At 64.9% G+C, this 16,218-nt stretch carries 15 protein-coding genes; 9 read left to right on the top strand and 6 right to left on the bottom strand.

Annotated features, from left to right (window positions below):
- Nucleotides 1-102 precede the first annotated feature (102 nt).
- Nucleotides 103-468, bottom strand: coding sequence for an avidin/streptavidin family protein (locus FJ419_RS24100; protein WP_140698972.1), 366 nt, complete (start codon nt 466-468; stop codon nt 103-105).
- Nucleotides 469-665: 197 nt separating this feature from the next.
- Nucleotides 666-1,271 (bottom strand): NADPH-dependent FMN reductase, encoded by a 606-nt coding sequence (locus tag FJ419_RS24095; protein ID WP_140698969.1) that lies wholly within the window; start codon nt 1,269-1,271, stop codon nt 666-668.
- A gap of 90 nt (nt 1,272-1,361) precedes the next feature.
- Here FJ419_RS24095 and FJ419_RS24090 point away from each other — a divergent pair, with 90 nt between their 5' ends.
- Nucleotides 1,362-1,730 carry a helix-turn-helix domain-containing protein gene (locus tag FJ419_RS24090; RefSeq protein WP_140541496.1) on the top strand — a complete coding sequence of 123 codons (369 nt, stop codon included), beginning with the start codon at nt 1,362-1,364 and terminating at the stop codon, nt 1,728-1,730.
- 159 nt (nt 1,731-1,889) lie between these two features.
- Here FJ419_RS24090 and FJ419_RS24085 read toward each other — a convergent pair whose 3' ends face one another.
- Together FJ419_RS24085 and FJ419_RS24080 are read right to left on the bottom strand one after the other, a co-directional pair.
- Nucleotides 1,890-2,093, bottom strand: coding sequence for a hypothetical protein (locus FJ419_RS24085; protein WP_140698966.1), 204 nt, complete (start codon nt 2,091-2,093; stop codon nt 1,890-1,892).
- Nucleotides 2,094-2,218: 125 nt separating this feature from the next.
- Nucleotides 2,219-2,614, bottom strand: coding sequence for an acyl-CoA thioesterase (locus FJ419_RS24080; protein ID WP_042646168.1), 396 nt, complete (start codon nt 2,612-2,614; stop codon nt 2,219-2,221).
- Between the two features lie 137 nt (nt 2,615-2,751).
- Between FJ419_RS24080 and FJ419_RS24075 the strand changes: the two genes are divergently transcribed.
- From FJ419_RS24075 to FJ419_RS24060, 4 genes are all read left to right on the top strand, one after another.
- Complete coding sequence (locus tag FJ419_RS24075) at nt 2,752-3,126, top strand: VOC family protein (RefSeq protein ID WP_140699209.1); 375 nt, start codon at nt 2,752-2,754, stop codon at nt 3,124-3,126.
- Nucleotides 3,127-3,236: 110 nt separating this feature from the next.
- Nucleotides 3,237-4,853, top strand: coding sequence for a GMC family oxidoreductase N-terminal domain-containing protein (locus tag FJ419_RS24070; protein ID WP_140698963.1), 1,617 nt, complete (start codon nt 3,237-3,239; stop codon nt 4,851-4,853).
- Nucleotides 4,850-6,061, top strand: coding sequence for a mandelate racemase/muconate lactonizing enzyme family protein (locus tag FJ419_RS24065; RefSeq protein ID WP_140698960.1), 1,212 nt, complete (start codon nt 4,850-4,852; stop codon nt 6,059-6,061). Before FJ419_RS24070 ends, FJ419_RS24065 begins: the two co-directional genes overlap by 4 nt.
- Nucleotides 6,058-6,975 (top strand): NAD(P)-dependent oxidoreductase, encoded by a 918-nt coding sequence (locus FJ419_RS24060; protein ID WP_140698957.1) that lies wholly within the window; start codon nt 6,058-6,060, stop codon nt 6,973-6,975. The genes FJ419_RS24065 and FJ419_RS24060 overlap by 4 nt, the downstream gene beginning before the upstream one ends.
- 71 nt (nt 6,976-7,046) lie before the next feature.
- Here the strand turns inward: FJ419_RS24060 and FJ419_RS24055 are convergent, their stop codons facing one another.
- Nucleotides 7,047-7,985, bottom strand: coding sequence for a diacylglycerol kinase family protein (locus FJ419_RS24055; protein ID WP_140698954.1), 939 nt, complete (start codon nt 7,983-7,985; stop codon nt 7,047-7,049).
- 905 nt (nt 7,986-8,890) lie between these two features.
- Between FJ419_RS24055 and FJ419_RS24050 the strand changes: the two genes are divergently transcribed.
- Nucleotides 8,891-9,406 carry a hypothetical protein gene (locus FJ419_RS24050; RefSeq protein WP_140698951.1) on the top strand — a complete coding sequence of 172 codons (516 nt, stop codon included), beginning with the start codon at nt 8,891-8,893 and terminating at the stop codon, nt 9,404-9,406.
- 66 nt (nt 9,407-9,472) lie between these two features.
- On the opposite strand, the gene FJ419_RS24045 is transcribed toward FJ419_RS24050, so the two are convergent.
- Nucleotides 9,473-10,516, bottom strand: coding sequence for a CapA family protein (locus FJ419_RS24045; RefSeq protein WP_140698948.1), 1,044 nt, complete (start codon nt 10,514-10,516; stop codon nt 9,473-9,475).
- A 130-nt stretch (nt 10,517-10,646) separates the two neighbouring features.
- Between FJ419_RS24045 and FJ419_RS24040 the strand changes: the two genes are divergently transcribed.
- From FJ419_RS24040 to uvrB, 3 genes are all read left to right on the top strand, one after another.
- A complete protein-coding gene (locus FJ419_RS24040) occupies nt 10,647-11,903 on the top strand; it encodes a hypothetical protein (protein WP_140698945.1) in 1,257 nt (418 codons plus the stop codon).
- A 726-nt stretch (nt 11,904-12,629) separates the two neighbouring features.
- Complete coding sequence (locus FJ419_RS24035) at nt 12,630-12,833, top strand: hypothetical protein (RefSeq protein WP_140698942.1); 204 nt, start codon at nt 12,630-12,632, stop codon at nt 12,831-12,833.
- A gap of 99 nt (nt 12,834-12,932) precedes the next feature.
- Nucleotides 12,933-16,055 carry an excinuclease ABC subunit UvrB gene (gene uvrB / locus FJ419_RS24030; RefSeq protein ID WP_140698939.1) on the top strand — a complete coding sequence of 1,041 codons (3,123 nt, stop codon included), beginning with the start codon at nt 12,933-12,935 and terminating at the stop codon, nt 16,053-16,055.
- Nucleotides 16,056-16,218: the final 163 nt, after the last annotated feature.

Below are 16,218 nucleotides of genomic sequence, written 5' to 3'. Positions count from 1 at the left end.
GATGCTTTCCCATCCGGCGGCAGCGATCGCGATCAGAGCGGTGCCGAGCGGCAACGGCTTGCGCCACTTCCTGGCAAAGACACTCATCACCAGTTAGCTTGGCTATTCTCGGACAAAGGTGTCGAGGCTGGTGCCGAAGGCGCGCCAGGTTCCTACCTGCTTGCGGGAAGCGGTTTCGCCCTCCTTGCCGGTGATGGTGCTGCCGGCCACTGTCAGCCACATCGTCTCCAGCTTGCCGTCCCGAAATATGCCGGTGTAGCTCACGGCGGCGGGGCCGGCCGTACCCTCGCCGGCGGCCGTTACTCCAATCACGTCGCCATGAGCGATGCCGGATATCGGCACGGTCTGTCCATAGAAGCTGCTGTCTTCGAGCGCCGTGCGAAACGTGCCTTCAATCCGGCCGCCGTCCTCGCCGGTGATGTCGAGGACGGACCCATACTGATTGCGCCATCTGCCAAGCCAAGGCATTCCGCTCCTCCACGACTGTGCTGTCTTCGTCTTCGGTGGATTCGGGCCTGCATCTAACGCGCCGTTCCGAGCGGTCAACAGCGCGACGGCCAACGGGATCAGCCTGGGATCCAGGCAAGACAGACAGCTCCGCAAATGGAAAAGGGCAGCGCTGGCGCCGCCCCTTTCTCATTGGGAGGACAGTGTCGATCGACCGCTCAGGCGGCCTGGGCTTCGCCGGCGATCGCGTCGGCGGCGCGGGCCGCTTTCAGCACCCTTGCCCACCAGGCGACGTCGTTGACCAGCGCGGCGGCCGACTGGTTCAGGTGCTCGAGATCCTCGAGCTTCTTCTCGCCCTGGCGAACCGCAAGGAAATCGCCCCAGGCGATGTGCACCGCCGACTTGACGGGCACCATCTGCAGCTCGACGGCGATCAGCCGAAGGTGCTCGATCGCGCGCGAGCCGCCGACGCTGCCATAGCCGACGAAGCCGGCCGGCTTCTTGTTCCACTCATTGGCGGCGTAGTCGATGGCGTTCTTCAGCACTCCGGTCGGGGCGTGATTGTATTCGGCGGCGGTGAAGATGAAGCCGTCGAACTCGGCGACCTTCTTCTGCCAGCGCTGCGCCACTTCGTTCTGCGACGGCGCCCAGGCGGAGGAAGCGACCTCGTCGAAGAAAGGCAGCGGCCAGTCGCGCAGATCGACGATCTCGACATCGATATCGGCGTGCGACTTGGCGATCTTGGCAATCCACTGCGTCGGCACGTCGGCGAAGCGGGCGGCGCGCGTCGAACCGACGACAATGGCGATTTTGGGCTTGGACATAAGGGGCTCTCCTTGCGGGAATTTCTGGTATCGTTTGGATACCGGCGCTATATGTGATACTGACAAATCGACGCGCAAGGAGGCACTTCTTTGTTACTGAGGCACCCGCACAACACCGAGGACTGCCGGGCCGTTTCAGAAATCCTGCAACGGGTCGGCGACAAATGGACGGTGCTCGTCGTCGGCAAGCTCGGCGGTGGCGCGATGCGCTTCAACGAATTGCGCGCCGCCGTCGGCGGCATTTCGCAGAAGATGCTGACCACCACCTTGCGCGGTTTGGAGCGCGACGGCTTCGTCACGCGCAAAGTGTTCCCGACCATTCCGCCACGTGTCGATTACGAGCTCACCCAACTCGGACACGAGCTCCTCGTGCCGGTCGGCGCGCTCGGCGAATGGGCGCGCAAGAACACCAATCGGGTCCGCGAAGCACGCGCGAAATTTGACGGCCTACAGGCCTGAAGCCCTTGCAATGCAAGGGTTTTTAGCCTGCCGATGAAACCGTGGGCCTCAGCGCCGGTCGCACCGGGCTTTCGGTTTTGATCGGCGCCTCCGCGGTTCCGCCGCTGGCGTCGCCGGGCAACCGCTTCGGCAAGGAGACCCGTCTTTAACCGCCACCGATCAGGCGCTTGGGGCAGTGCTGGCGCAGCACGCGGTCGAGCAGCTCTTGAATTGCGCGGCCTTCTTGTCGATCGCCTTCGGGCCTCGCATGCAGGCGACGCGTGGAAGGTCTTTGCTGACTTCCGTGTAGGCCGTTATGCCGAGCAGGCAGACCAGGGCAATAAGGGCTGCCATGAGCCAGCCGTTCAGCATATGTTGACGCATTGTCTTTCCCCCGCGCCCACAAGGTGGGGCGTGAAGGCAACCATTGGATGTCGCGAAGCGCATCTCCCGCGCAGGCGTTGTTACAAAGCGGCAAGTCTGGGGAGAATCAGCATCCCGCCGGAGCGTCAGCTCTCGGCCGGAACCGGCTTCGGCTTGCCTTCGCCGTCGAGCGCCACCATGACGAAGTCGGCATGGGTGACCTTCTCCATCAGGTCGGAAAGGTAGCGTTGCGCCCAGGCCTCGACCTTGAGCACCATCGAGGTGCGGCCGACGCGCTCGACATGGGTGTAGATGCACAACGTGTCGCCGATCTTCATCGGCTTGGCGAAGGACATCTCCTTGACCGCGGCAGTGACCACTCGACCCTTGGCGCGCTCGGCGGCGCGGATGCCGCAAGCAAGATCCATCTGCGCCATCACCCAGCCGCCGAAGATGTCGCCGGCCGCATTGGCGTCGGACGGCATGGCGAGCGTGCGCAAGGTCAGATCGCCGAGCGGCTTGCCGTCCGCGTAATGCACCATCGCGAAATCCTCTCCTGAAGCGATCGCCTCATCCCGTAGCGTCGCTCCCTTCACCCGTCAACGCGAGCACTGCTGACAGCCGGAGCTTTCAATCTTAGGCTATGTCCACAGAACGGCCTGCGGGGAAGGAATTGGCTTTGCCGCTCAATCGCATCGTCCTTTACGTCAGAAATATCGAAGCGGCGGTGACTTTTTACGAAAGGCACTTCGGCTTCAAAGCGCATCGTGAGGAAGGCGACAGGATCGTTGAGTTGGTCAATCCGGCCGGTGGTGCAAGTCTCATGCTTCATCTCGCGGCGAAGGGGCAGAAAAAGGGGCAATCGACTGTCAAATTGGTCTTCGACGTCGAGGACATTGAAGCCTTTGCCGCTGGCAGCGCAAAGGAAGGGCTGGAATTCGGCGCCCTGCACCGGGGCGACGGCTATGCCTTCGCCAACGCCCGCGATCCCAGCGGCAACCCGATATCGATTTCGAGCCGCGCCTTTCGCAAAGACGACAGTACCGTCGGCTAAGCACAAAGGCGCCGGTCGCTTTTTTCACAAGCCATGCCGGAAGCCACGGCGACGCCGCAAGCCGGCAATGTCTAGGGTAAGCGCAACATTGCGGAGCCCGCTTTTCCATCATGCAGACTTACGACTTCATCATCGTCGGCTCCGGCTCGGCCGGTTCGGTCGTTGCCGACAGGCTGTCGGCCTCGGGCCGCTTCTCGGTGCTGGTGCTGGAGGCCGGCGGAACCGACCGGCGCTTCTACGTCCAGATGCCGCTCGGCTACGGCAAGACCTTCTTCGATCCGGCCGTCAACTGGAACTACAAGGCGGAGCCGGATCCCGGCCTTGCGGGCAACGCCGATCATTGGCCGCGCGGCAAGCTCCTCGGCGGCTCCAGCTCGATCAACGCCATGGTCTATATCAGGGGCGCGCGCGAGGATTTCGACGCCTGGGCGGCCGCTGGCAATCCCGGCTGGGCCTATGATGACCTCCTGCCCGCCTTCAAGGCGCTGGAGGACAATGCAGCGGGCGCCGACCAGTGGCGCGGCGTCGGCGGGCCCTTGCATATCACAGACTGCACGAACGCGGTGCATCCGCTGACCAAGCGCTATCTTGCCGCCGCCGAACAGGCCGGGCTGCCGCTCAACCCGGACTTCAACGGCGCCTCCCAGGAAGGCGTCGGCGTTTACCAGATCACGACCAAGAACGGACGCCGCATGTCCGCCGCCCGCGCCTTCCTGCGGCCGGCGATGAAGCGCTCAAACGTACGCGTCGAGACCAATGCGCTGGCGACGAAAATTCTGTTCGAGGGCAAGCGCGCCGTCGGCGTCGAATATGAGCAGAGCGGGCAGAAGAAGACGGCTCGCGCGGGCCGCGAGGTGATCCTGTCGGGCGGCTCGATCAACTCGCCGCAGTTGCTGCAGCTGTCCGGTATCGGCCCTGCGGCCTTGCTGACCGACCTCGCTATCCCCGTCGTGCAGGCCAACGACAATATCGGCGCCAATCTGCAGGACCATGTCGGCATCAACTACACTTTTAAAGGCAAGCTGCCGACGCTCAACCAGGTCCTCAGGCCCTGGTGGGGCAAGCTGCTCGTCGGCATGCAATACATCCTCTTGCGCTCCGGTCCGCTGTCGCTGTCGATGAACAATGCCGGCGGCTTCTTCCGCACCGACCCGTCGATGACGCGGCAGAACATGCAGCTCTATTTCCAGGCCTTCTCCACCGTCGTCCCGAAGAGCGGCGAGCGTCCGATCCTGACGCCCGACCCCTGGCCGGGCTTCTCGATCGGCCTGTCCAACTGCCGGCCTTCGAGCCACGGCGAGATCATGATCCGCTCGAAGGACCCGCGCGACTATCCGAGGATCACGCCCAACGCCTATTCGACCAACGCCGACGTCGACGAGATGCTGGCGGCGGTGAAGTTCGTGCGCAAGATCGCCTCGATGCCGGCCATGGCCGAGATCATCGAGGAAGAGGTGCTGCCCGGTCCCTCGATCCAGTCGGACGCCGACCTGATCCAGGATTTCAGGAAACGCTCGGGCACCGTCTATCACCCGGTCTCGACCTGCCGCATGGGACCTGACGCCGCGCGCGCCGTCGTCGACCCGCGGCTTCGGGTGCATGGGCTGCAGGGGCTGCGTGTCATCGACGCTTCAATTTTCCCCGACAACATCACGGGCAACACCAACGCCGCCTCGATCCTGACCGGATGGAAAGGCGCCGACCTGGTTCTGGAGGATCACAAATGAAAATCACCGACGTGAAGACCTGGGTTGTCGGCAACCCGCCGCCCGGTATCGGCGGCAAGTATTTCATCTTCGTCAAGCTCACCACCGATGGCGGCGTGGTCGGCTATGGCGAGGCCTACAACGCCACCTTCTCCGCGCATGTCACCGCGAGGATGATCGAGGACATGGCCGAGCGCTATCTCGTCGGCCGCGATCCGCATGACATCGAGAATTTCTTCCGCCGCGCCTATTCCTCCGGCTTCACCCAGCGCCCCGACGTCTCCGGCATGGGCTGCTTCTCGGCGCTCGAAATGGCCTGCTGGGATATCGTCGGCAAGGAAGCCGGCAAGCCGGTCTATAAGCTGCTCGGAGGCCAGGTGCACGAGACCCTGCGTTCCTACACCTATCTCTACCCGCACACCGGCAGCGTCCATTCGGAAGATGCGCGCGGCAAGAACGTCTACAATGACCCTGACATGGCCGCCGCCTGCGCGCTCGAATATGTCGAGCAGGGTTTTAATGCCGTGAAGCTCGATCCGGCCGGCCCCTACACCGCCTATGACGGCCATCAGCCGCGCTTGATCGACATCGACCTGTCGGCGCGCATGGTCAAGGCGATCCGCGAAGCAGTGGGTAACAGGGCGGATATCCTGTTTGGCACGCATGGCCAGTTCACCGCCTCGGGCGCGCTGCGGCTCGCCCGCGCCATCGAGCCCTACGATCCGCTCTGGTTCGAGGAGCCGGTGCCGCCGGACATGCCGGAAGTCATGGCGCAGGTCGCCCGCGGCACATCCATTCCGATCGCCACCGGCGAGCGGCTGACGACGAAGTTCGAGTTCGCCCGCGTCATCGAGAACCGCGCCGCGACCATCCTGCAGCCGGATCTCGGCCGCTCCGGCGGCATCCTCGAAACCAAGAAGATCGCCGCAATGGCCGAAGCCTACCACATCCAGGTCGCGCCGCACTGCTATTGCGGCCCGATCGTCGGCGCCGCCAACGTCCAGCTCGCGGTGACGCTGCCCAATTTCCTGATCCTGGAATCGCTCAAGCAGTGGGACGGTTTCCACGCCACGCTGCTCAAGAAGAAGATCGAGTGGCAGGACGGCAACGTCATCCCCTCGAAGGAGCCCGGCCTCGGCGTCGAGCTCGACGAGGCGGTCTGCGACGCCCATCCCTATAGCGGCAAGGAGCTGCATCTGCAGATGATGCAGACGCCGCTGATGCCGTGAGCCTCGCTTACGCCTTCGTCGGCCTTGGCCATCTCGGCGGCAACCTTGCCGCCAGCCTGCTGCGCAACGGCTTTGCCGTCGCCGTCTTCGACCGCGACCCGGAAGCGGTCGAGCGCCTGGTCGCGCTCGGCGCCACTGCGGCGGCGAACCCGGCGGAAGCCGCTGCCCGCGCCGGCAATGCGATCACCTGCCTGCCCTCGCCGAAGGTCAGCGAAACGGTGCTCGCCGGCCCCGACGGATTGCTCCAGGGCCTGCCCGCGGGCGGCACCTGGATCGAGATGTCGACCAATGGCCGCGACGAGATTTTGCGGCTCGCCGCAATCGCCTCGGCCAAGAGCATCGAGACGCTCGAATGCCCGGTGACCGGCGGCGTGCACCTGGCCGCGATGGGCAGGATCACCGCCCTCGTCGGCGGTGACGCCGCGCTCTACGAACGGCATCGCCCGGCCATCGAGGCGATGTGCGCGAAATCCTTCCTGATGGGTCCGATCGGTTCGGCGGCGGTGATCAAGGTCATCACCAATATGCTCGCCTTCATCCATCTCGTCGCCGCCGGCGAGGCGCTGATGCTGGCGAAGCAGGGCGGGCTCGATCTCGCCCAGGCCTACCACGCCATCGTCGCCTCTTCCGGCAACAGCTTCGTCCACGAGACCGAAAGCCAGCTGGTGCTCAACGGCTCCTACGACATCGGCTTCACCATGGACCTGGCGCTGAAGGACCTCGGCTTCGCGCTTGCCATGGGCAGGGATTTCGGCGCGCCGCTCGACCTTGCCACCCGCGTCAACGCGATCTTCCAGGAGGGCAAGCGCGCCTATGGCGGTGGCGCCTGTTCGACACAGATCGTCAAGCTGCTGGAGGATGCAGTCGGCACGGAGCTTCGCGCGCCCGGCTTTCCAGCCAAGCTCGAACTGTAACCCGGCAGAAATTAGCCAGCTGTTTCAATCGCCTGACCCCACCGGCTGAATCAGCCTCTTAGCCGGCTGATTCAACCTCGCAGCGCCAGCGCGCCGGGCAGGATCTCGAACGTCGCCGGAATCCGGCCGGGCGACTCGCCGTCTATGTCGACCAGCGCGCCGTTCTTCTCGGCATCGCCAAGCGGCTCGACCAGCACCTTGCGGCCACGCAGGATGGTGATTGCCGGATGGTCGCGATGGCGGCCGCCATAGAGCAGCCGCAGGTCGCGGATCAGTCCAAGCTTGCCGGCGGCCCGCAGGATGACGATGTCGAACTGGCCGTCGGCGAGCTCAGCGTCCGGGGCGATCATCATGCCGCCGCCGAAGAATTTGCCGTTGGCCACCGCGACCAGCGCCATGCGCGCCTCAACCGGCTCGCCGTCGTCGACGGTGATCCTGACATCCTGAAAACGGTAGCGGATGAACTCCAGCACGGTGCGCCAGAAGAACAGCGCCTTGGCCGAGACCCTGCCCTTGCGCTTGTCGGCATTGACGGCGCGATCCGTCGCGCCGGAGAGGCCGAGGCTGGCGATGTTGATGAAGTGGCGGCTGGCCAGCGCGCCGTGGTCGTCGATGTAGCAGATGCGTCCGGCGTCGATTTTTCGCGCCTTGGAATCGGCGATCCGCTTCAGCGCCGCATCGATGCCGCGCGGCAAGTCGAGCCCGCGCGCGAAGTCGATGCCGGTACCACAGGGCAGAAGGCCGAGCGCGGCTTCCTGGCCGGTCTCATCCTGTGCCTGCAGCAACCCGTCGGCCACCTCGCTGGCGGTGCCGTCGCCGCCTGCCGCAATCACCAGGTCGCACCCGCCGGCGGCGAGGTCGATCGCCAATCGCTCGGCGTCGCCGCTGGCCTGCGTTTCCCGCAAGTCGAAATCGCCGAAATTCCTGTTGAGCGATGTCGCGGCCTCCGCCCAATGCCGCTTGAGCCTGCCGCCGCCGGCAATCGGATTGAGAACCACCCCGACTTTCAAGTCGACCTCCCCCGAGGCAAGTCGCGCAACAGGCGCGGCGGCACCCGCGCTGGTACCCAAAATCTTTAGCCGACATTGAAACGCGGACCGGGCGCCGGAGCAAGGCTCCAACGTCCAGCGGTCACAGAAAAGCGGGGCAGGCTGTCTAAGCGGTTCGGTCGGCGGATTCCGCGGCTTTTGCCATTGGTCCCCGATAATCCCGCTATCCACAGGCGCACCGGCATTCCCCGGACCCCTTACCCGGCGTACATTCAACCCATCTCAGGCGGCTACCGAACGCCCCAGCCGAAAGGCAAAAGCGCAAGGCGGATTTCCTGAGGCCCGTACGGCCCGGAACGAAAGCAGGCTCGCCTGTTTGAGGGACGGATACCGAGACCTACGGGTGCCGCGGAAAGCGTGCTAACGCCGACGGCGGACCGATGCTGCCATGAAGGCCGGGAATAACCTTCGATGGCACGCTGGGCGAAGCCCGCAAGGGTGGAGATCGGCGTGGTCTGGAACGGGAGCTGCCCTCGGGCGGCGACTGGCAGGACCGTCAAAATCAAGGCCGGGCTGGCGCGACGACTTTACGGAAGTTGCTGCCTTAACCGGTTCCTGATCTGACAGGGAGGCGCTGGGAGAAATCCCAGCGCCGACTGTCTTTTTGGTGCATCCCAAGGCGCGCAGTGGCCCTGCGGAGTTCCGCTTGCCAGCAACAACATGTTCCTGCCCGGCGCTCGACCGGGCCGGCGCCAAATTGGAACATGTCCACGCCGGCGACTGAGGCATTTCAGTCACAGTTCTCGGCTGAGCAACCTTCGGAAACGTCCCGTCATCCACATTTCACAATAGCGGCCAAATCCCGCCTTGTTCGGGGTGGATTGATGCAACCAGGGTGCAGAGGGCAATTTCGAAGGGACAAGACTGTGATCAAGACCGCCCTTGTCGCCATGACCATTGTCGGCTGCGACTGCGACGCCAAGCTGTGCGAATATATCGGCGAGACGCCGGCCAAATGGGCGACGCTCGCCGACTGCGAAGCGGCGATGAAGAGCCAGATGCTGCACCAGCGCAATTTCGACTATCCGCTTGTTTCAGGCATTTGCCGCGTCAAGGGCTCGGCCTCTTCCTCCGAGCTTGCCGAGAAAGCTTCCAGGCCGGATCTGAAGCCCAGGAACCGCGTCGTCGAAACCATCGCCCCGCTGCCGCCCGAGCTCGACCATCGCCCGAGCGCTCCGGTCGGCGGAACGGTGACCGCCAGCGAAACGGAATCGGCAAAGCCGGTTGCCTTCGACGGGTCGGTCGATGGCGGCCGCGCCGTGCTCTACCGCACCAAGGCCGGCTATGCCGTGGTCAAGACCGACCTCAGCCGCGCCGCCGGCGCGACGGTGGACGCGGCGAAGCGCTCGGCGAACTGGCTGGCCGGTTTGACTGGGCTGTAAGCCTGCCTAAGGCGCGGTGAGATTCAGGTCGGCCGCGCAGAGAGCGACGGCGAAGCCGTATCCTTATCATTTCCCCGACATGGGAAAAATTGCCGCCAGTCGGGCCGCGACCCGCTGCTTGAGCGCGCCGTCCAGAGCCTCGACAGGCACCAACCGCTCGTGACCATTGGTGGCGAGGCGCGCGAAGAAATGCAGCCTATAGGCAGCGATCCTACCCCGCGTGGCCGGATCGGCGCTGACATCGACGACGAATACCGAGCCTATGCGTGCCGGCCATGGCTGCCTGGCAAGAGCCGTTCCGAGGAAATCGCCGAGTCCATAGGCGATCACGCTGTCGCCGATGCGCTCGACGGGCTGCAAGACATGCGCGTGATGCCCGGCGATCAGCCGGACACCGCGATCCGCCAGCCGCTTCGCCAGCGCCCGCGTCGCAGACCGTGGAAAGTGCCGGAACTCCCAGTCCCAATGCGGCACGGCGCAGATGAGGTCGATGCCGGAAACGGCGTCGCTCGGCCATTCGGCGGCACGCATCGAGATGCGTTCTTCGAACGGCGCGGCATCCGTGTTGCGCCAGAGCGTGAAAGCCGCAAAGCCGATCGTCAGCGATCCGGCCTCACGACGCTGGACGGCCCCGCCGGCAACCGTGCCGATGGTCCGGATCCCGAGCCGGTTCAGCGCCGCGAGCGTTTCCTCGAAACCGGCGATGCCCTGATCGAGCATATGGTTGTTGGCCAAGGACAGCACGAGCCTGTCGCGCGCGATGCCGGCGGCTGCAAGCGCATCGGCCAGGAAACGCTCGCTCATCGCATGATGCGTGCCGAGCCGCGTGCCCATCACCGCGCGTGCGCGTTCGACGATCGGGCTTTCGCAATTGCCGATCACGAGGTCGGCGGATGAAAGCAGCGTCGTGATTGCCGGATCGAACTCCGGCGCATCGCGATTGGCGACGGCCGAGATGTCGCCGACGAAGGCCAGCCGCACCTTCCGTGTGGGTTGCGGATCGAGCAGCGTCGCCGCTGGCGCCGCGAAGCCGCTTCTGTCGCCGGCAAGCGACGGTCTCAGCAGGCGCGGCAGCCACGACAGTTTATAGGCAAGCGGATAGTTCGACACGGGCCCATCCAGTTTCGCCCTGTGTAGACTGTCTGACGAGCCGGTTGAAGCCAGCCTCGAATGATCTCGCACAGACATCTCGGGCTGACCGAAATGCGTGTATGCTCGCGACGTCGAGCAGTGGAGGGCGATGACGATGCGTAGAACGATCCTTGCAGCAGCCTTGTTTGCATTCCTGCCGGCGTCCGTCGCCAGGGCGGAGATGCCGGACGCGGCCAAGTCCATGTTCGAGGCCAGGAGCGTGGCCGACCGGAACACGGCGCTGTCGACGCTGGAGGCGGCAGCGGCCAAGGACCCGGCATCGGCCTATGCAGCCGGCGCCGGCGAATTCTTCACTGCGCTCGAACTCCTCGCCGGCGGCCTGCATCGCCACGGTTTCGAGAGCCCGAAATCCTTCATGCTGCCGCTGATGCGGTTGCCGGTGCCGGACAATCCCAATCCGCAGCCGCTCACCTATGAAGACTTCCGCGCCATCCTGCTCGCCTTCCGCGACCGGCTGGAGAAATCCGCCGCCACACTCGGCTCCGTGCCCGCCGATGCCGATATCGGCATGGTGGTCGATCTCACCCATGTCGGCATCGACCTCAACGAAGATGGCAAGCTCGCGCCCGACGAAAGCATCGCCGCCATCATGGCGTCGCTCTCACGCGGCAGCGTCGACACAAGCGATGCCGCGCCTTCGCTCACCTTCCGCTTCGACCGCGCCGACGGTTTTTGGCTGCAAGGCTATGCCGAGTTCCTGATGGCACAGGCCGATTTCTGGCTGGCGCATGATTTCCGCAATGCCTTCGACGGCTCGTTCCACATGCTGTTCCCGCGCGCGAAGCTGCCTCTGCAGGATACGCTTGTGCCGCTGGACGGCGGCATGAGCGGCAACATATTCGCCTCGGAATGGCGCTTCGCCGACTTCATCTCGCTGGTGCATCTCGTCAACTGGCCGGTGATCGAGCCGGAACGACGGCAGGCCGCGCGACGCCACCTGCTGGAGATGATCCGGCTGTCGCGCGAAGACTGGAAGTCGATCCTGGCCGAGACCGACAACGATCGCGAATGGCTGCCGGGACCGCAGCAGAAGGGCGTCAACCCGCTCACCGGCCTCGAGGTGGGCGAGGAACAGGTGCAGGCCTGGCTCGCCACGCTGACGGTGGCCGAGGATCTTCTCGAAGGCCGCGCGCTGCTGCCGCATTTCCGCATCGCCGGCAAGGGCATCAACATGAAGCGCTTCTTCGACGAGCCGAAACCTTTCGACCTGGTGCTGTCGATCACCGGACCCGGCATCGCGCCCTATCTCGAAAGCGGCAAGATCCTCACCAGCGACGATTTCGACCAGATCCAGCGCGAGTTCAGCGGTGCCGGTTTCTTGACGTTTGCGCTGTGGTTCAATTGAGGACCGCTGTCTTGGGTTCCTCGCCTCATGAAATGGGCTATGCTATGCACACATTTTCTGTGACTGGCGCGACCGATCAGGCCGAGGCTTGATTGCCATGTGGTTCCCCCAATCCGTCGCTGCTTCGCAGCGCCACCTTTCCCCCCTCCGGAGGGAAAGGAAGGGAGCGTTGCTGGACGGGCGTTGACGGCAAAAAAGCTTGGCGCCTTTCCTCTACCCCGTCGATCGGGGAGAGGTGGCTCGGCGAAGCCGAGACGGAGTGGGGGTCGACCAGCGCTGCATTGGACAATGCATGCGCCAAGCTGCCATGCACGCTATCGCCAAAGGCCAGCCGCTTGGAAATGTGTGCGTCCCCTAGATGAAATGGGGGAGAGGTTGCTCGGTAAAGCCGAGACGGAGAGGGGGCGCCGGTCCGGGCGGCGAAAGCGCTTCGAAGAGAAGGGCTTCCGCCTTACGAAACCCCCTCTTCGTCCGCTTCGCGGACACCTCTCCCCGCCTCTTGCGGGGCGAGGAACCGTACCTTCGAGGTCGACGCCATTCCCCTGGCTATCGTCAGAGAATTGCGCCCTGATAAAGCACCGCTTCCGCCTCCTCAGGCGCGAAGCGCCGGGCTAGCGTGCGGAAGGCGCTGTGGACGCCGTCGCGGTCGAGGTTGCAGCTTCTGAGGTGGCGAACGGCCAGCGTCGGATCGAATTCGGTGCGCCCATGTAGGCCGCGATCTCCGGCATGGGCGCGCTGCTTGCCAGCGAACTGGTGCTGAGGGAGCATTTCCGCTCGGGCCAGCCCGTCGAGATTGCCCGTGAGGTTCCGGCATTGACCATCAAGCGCCGCTTGGTCTGGCCGGTGGACGGACCGAAGGCCCGCCGCGCCGCCGTCGCCGCGGCGCTTGCCGCCGCAATCGCAGACGCTCCCCGGTCCATCGGATCATGACGCCTCTCCTGACAGCCTTCTGTCAGCAGCGTCCGCGCTCGGCCGGAGCCCTTTCACTCGGCTCTTTCCATTTCGGCCGAGTCCTCCCATATTCGGGCCATGGCCAGACATCCTGACAAGAAGACGCCTTCGCAAGACGGCGCGTCGAAGCGGCGCAGCCCGTTGACCGAATTCCTCGACGCCGCCGAGCCGCTGAAGCCCGGCGGCTTCGCCGAGGCGCCGCAGGCCGACTTTTCCGGCGCGCCGCTGCCCGGCTCGATCTCCGATTGGGCCGGGCAGATCGAGCGCGAAGCTGAAAAGCAGCCGAAGGCGAAAGCCCCGAAGAAGATCCCCGAGCGCTCGTCGGCGCCTGGGCGGACCGCGCGCGGCACCTCGATGGGCGGCGCCGCCTCGGCGAAAGAGCGCGCGGCCGCCGGCCTCAACCCGGTGGCCGGCCTCGACATCAGCCTCGAGGATGCCGAGTCGGTTTCGTCCGGCGGCGTCACCGCAACGGTCGCGGCGCTCTCGGCGCTGATCGAATCCGGCAATCCGCTGCACAAGGACGGCCAGCTGTGGACACCGCACCGCCCGGCCCGACCGGAAAAATCTGAGGGCGGCATCGCCATCAAGATGGTCTCGGATTTCGAGCCCGCCGGCGATCAGCCGACCGCCATCAAGGACCTCGTCGAAGGCGTCGATCGGAACGACCGCACCCAGGTGCTGCTCGGCGTCACCGGCTCGGGCAAGACCTTCACCATGGCCAAGGTGATCGAGGAGACGCAGCGCCCCGCCTTGATCCTGGCGCCGAACAAGACGCTTGCGGCGCAGCTCTATGCCGAGTTCAAGAAATTCTTCCCCGAGAACGCGGTCGAGTATTTCGTCTCCTACTACGACTATTACCAGCCGGAGGCCTACGTCCCGCGCACCGACACCTATATCGAGAAGGAATCCTCGATCAACGAACAGATCGACCGCATGCGCCACTCGGCGACGCGCTCGCTGCTCGAGCGCGACGACGTCATCATCGTCGCCTCCGTGTCCTGCATCTACGGTATCGGCTCGGTCGAGACCTATACGGCGATGACCTTCCAGATGCAGGTCGGCGACCGGCTCGACCAGCGCTCGCTTCTTGCCGATCTCGTCGCCCAGCAATACAAGCGCCAGGACATCAACTTCGTGCGCGGCTCGTTTCGCGTGCGCGGCGACACCATCGAGATCTTCCCCGCCCACCTGGAAGACCGGGCCTGGCGCATCTCGATGTTCGGCGACGAGATCGAACAGATCACCGAGTTCGATCCGCTGACCGGCCAGAAGACCGGCGAGCTGAAGAGCGTCAAGATCTACGCCAACTCGCACTACGTGACGCCGCGCCCGACCTTGAATCAAGCCATCAAGTCGATCAAGGAAGAGCTCAAGCATCGCCTGCAAGAGCTTGAAAAGGCTGGCCGTCTGCTGGAAGCGCAGCGGCTGGAACAGCGCACGCGCTTCGACCTGGAGATGCTGGAGGCGACCGGCTCCTGCGCCGGCATCGAGAACTATTCGCGTTACCTCACCGGACGCCAGCCCGGTGATCCGCCGCCGACCTTGTTCGAATATGTGCCTGACAACGCGCTGGTCTTCATCGACGAAAGCCACGTCACCGTGCCGCAGATTGGCGGCATGTATCGCGGCGACTTCCGCCGCAAGGCGACGCTGGCCGAGTACGGTTTCCGCCTGCCCTCCTGCATGGACAACCGGCCGCTTCGCTTCGAGGAATGGGACGCCATGCGCCCGCTGTCGGTGGCGGTTTCGGCGACGCCGGGCGGTTGGGAAATGGAGCAGTCCGGCGGCGTCTTCGCCGAGCAGGTCATCCGCCCGACCGGCCTGATCGATCCGCCGGTCGAGGTGCGTCCGGCCAAGAGCCAGGTCGACGACGTCGTCGGCGAGATCCGCGACACAACCCGGGCCGGCTATCGCACGCTGGTCACCGTGCTGACCAAGCGCATGGCCGAGGACCTCACCGAATATTTGCACGAGAACGGCATTCGCGTCCGCTACATGCATTCCGACATCGACACGCTGGAGCGCATCGAGATCCTGCGCGATTTGCGCCTCGGCGCCTTCGACGTGCTGGTCGGCATCAACCTGCTGCGCGAAGGCCTCGACATTCCCGAATGCGGCTTCGTCGCCATTCTCGATGCCGACAAGGAAGGTTTCCTGCGTTCGGAAACCTCGCTGATCCAGACCATCGGCCGCGCCGCCCGCAACGTCGACGGCAAGGTCATCCTCTACGCCGACCAGATCACCGGCTCGATGGAACGGGCGATGGCCGAGACCAACCGCCGCCGCGAGAAGCAGATGGAGTGGAACGCCGCCAACGGCATCACGCCGGAATCGGTCAAGTCGCGCATCGCCGATATCCTCGACTCGGTCTACGAGAAGGACCATGTCCGCGCCGACATCTCGCAGTTCACCGACGATGCCGGGGCGATGATCGGCAACAATTTGAAAACCCATCTCGAGGCGCTGGACAAGCAGATGCGCGACGCCGCCGCCAATCTCGACTTCGAGAAGGCCGCCCGCGTCCGCGACGAGATCAAGCGGCTGCGCGAGATGGAACTTGCCATCTTCGACGACCCGCTGGCGCGCGAGGTGGAAGGGCAAAGTCCCGCATCAGGCCGCGAAAAGGGCAGGCACAACAAGGGCGTGGCCAAGCATCGCACGGTCGAGGAGCAGGAACGCTTCCGCAAGCTCGACGAGGCACGCGCCGCCGAGGAGGCGGCCAGAGCTGCCCGGCCGAACCTATTCCGCAAGCCGCATCTGGACGAGATGGGCGCCGACGGCGCCGTGCCGGTGAAGAAGCAGCTCTTCGCCAAGCCGTCGATCGACGACATGGGGCCTGGCACCGACATGACGACCCCGGCCGGCGCGGTGTCGCGTTCGCTGTTCAAGAAGCAGAGCGCGCACGAAGCGCACGGTTCCGATTTCGGCATTCCCGGCGAGCCGACAAAGCCCCTGTTCAGGAAGAACTCGCTCGACGAGATGACCGTGCGCCGCACCGAAAAGCCGGTCGAGGGAACGAAGCCGGCGAAGCCGCAGCCAACGTCTCCTCCGGCGGGGGAGATGTCCGGCAGGACGGGCGCGAAGGAACGCGACGACAAGCCGATCGTCCGCCAGCGCGCCGGCATCGGCTCCTACGAGGACCCTGGCGACGAGCGGCGTCAAAAACGCCGGCCGGGCAAGACCGGACGGCCGGGGCAGTAGCGCTTTCCCTTCTCCCCTTGTGGGAGAAGGTGGATCGGCGCGACAGCGCCGAGACGGATGAGGGGTGTTCCAGCGGAGTGAGACGTTGGTGGCATCTGGAGCACCCCTCATCCGTCGCCTTCGGCGACACCTTGCATAAGCGATGTTGTATGAAGTGGTCGTC

Origin of the sequence: Mesorhizobium sp. B2-6-2 (assembly GCF_006440615.1) — a bacterium.
Classification (GTDB): domain Bacteria; phylum Pseudomonadota; class Alphaproteobacteria; order Rhizobiales; family Rhizobiaceae; genus Mesorhizobium.
The sequence above is the reverse complement of the archived record's forward strand: the minus strand, read 5'-3'. Positions and strand labels throughout refer to the sequence as shown.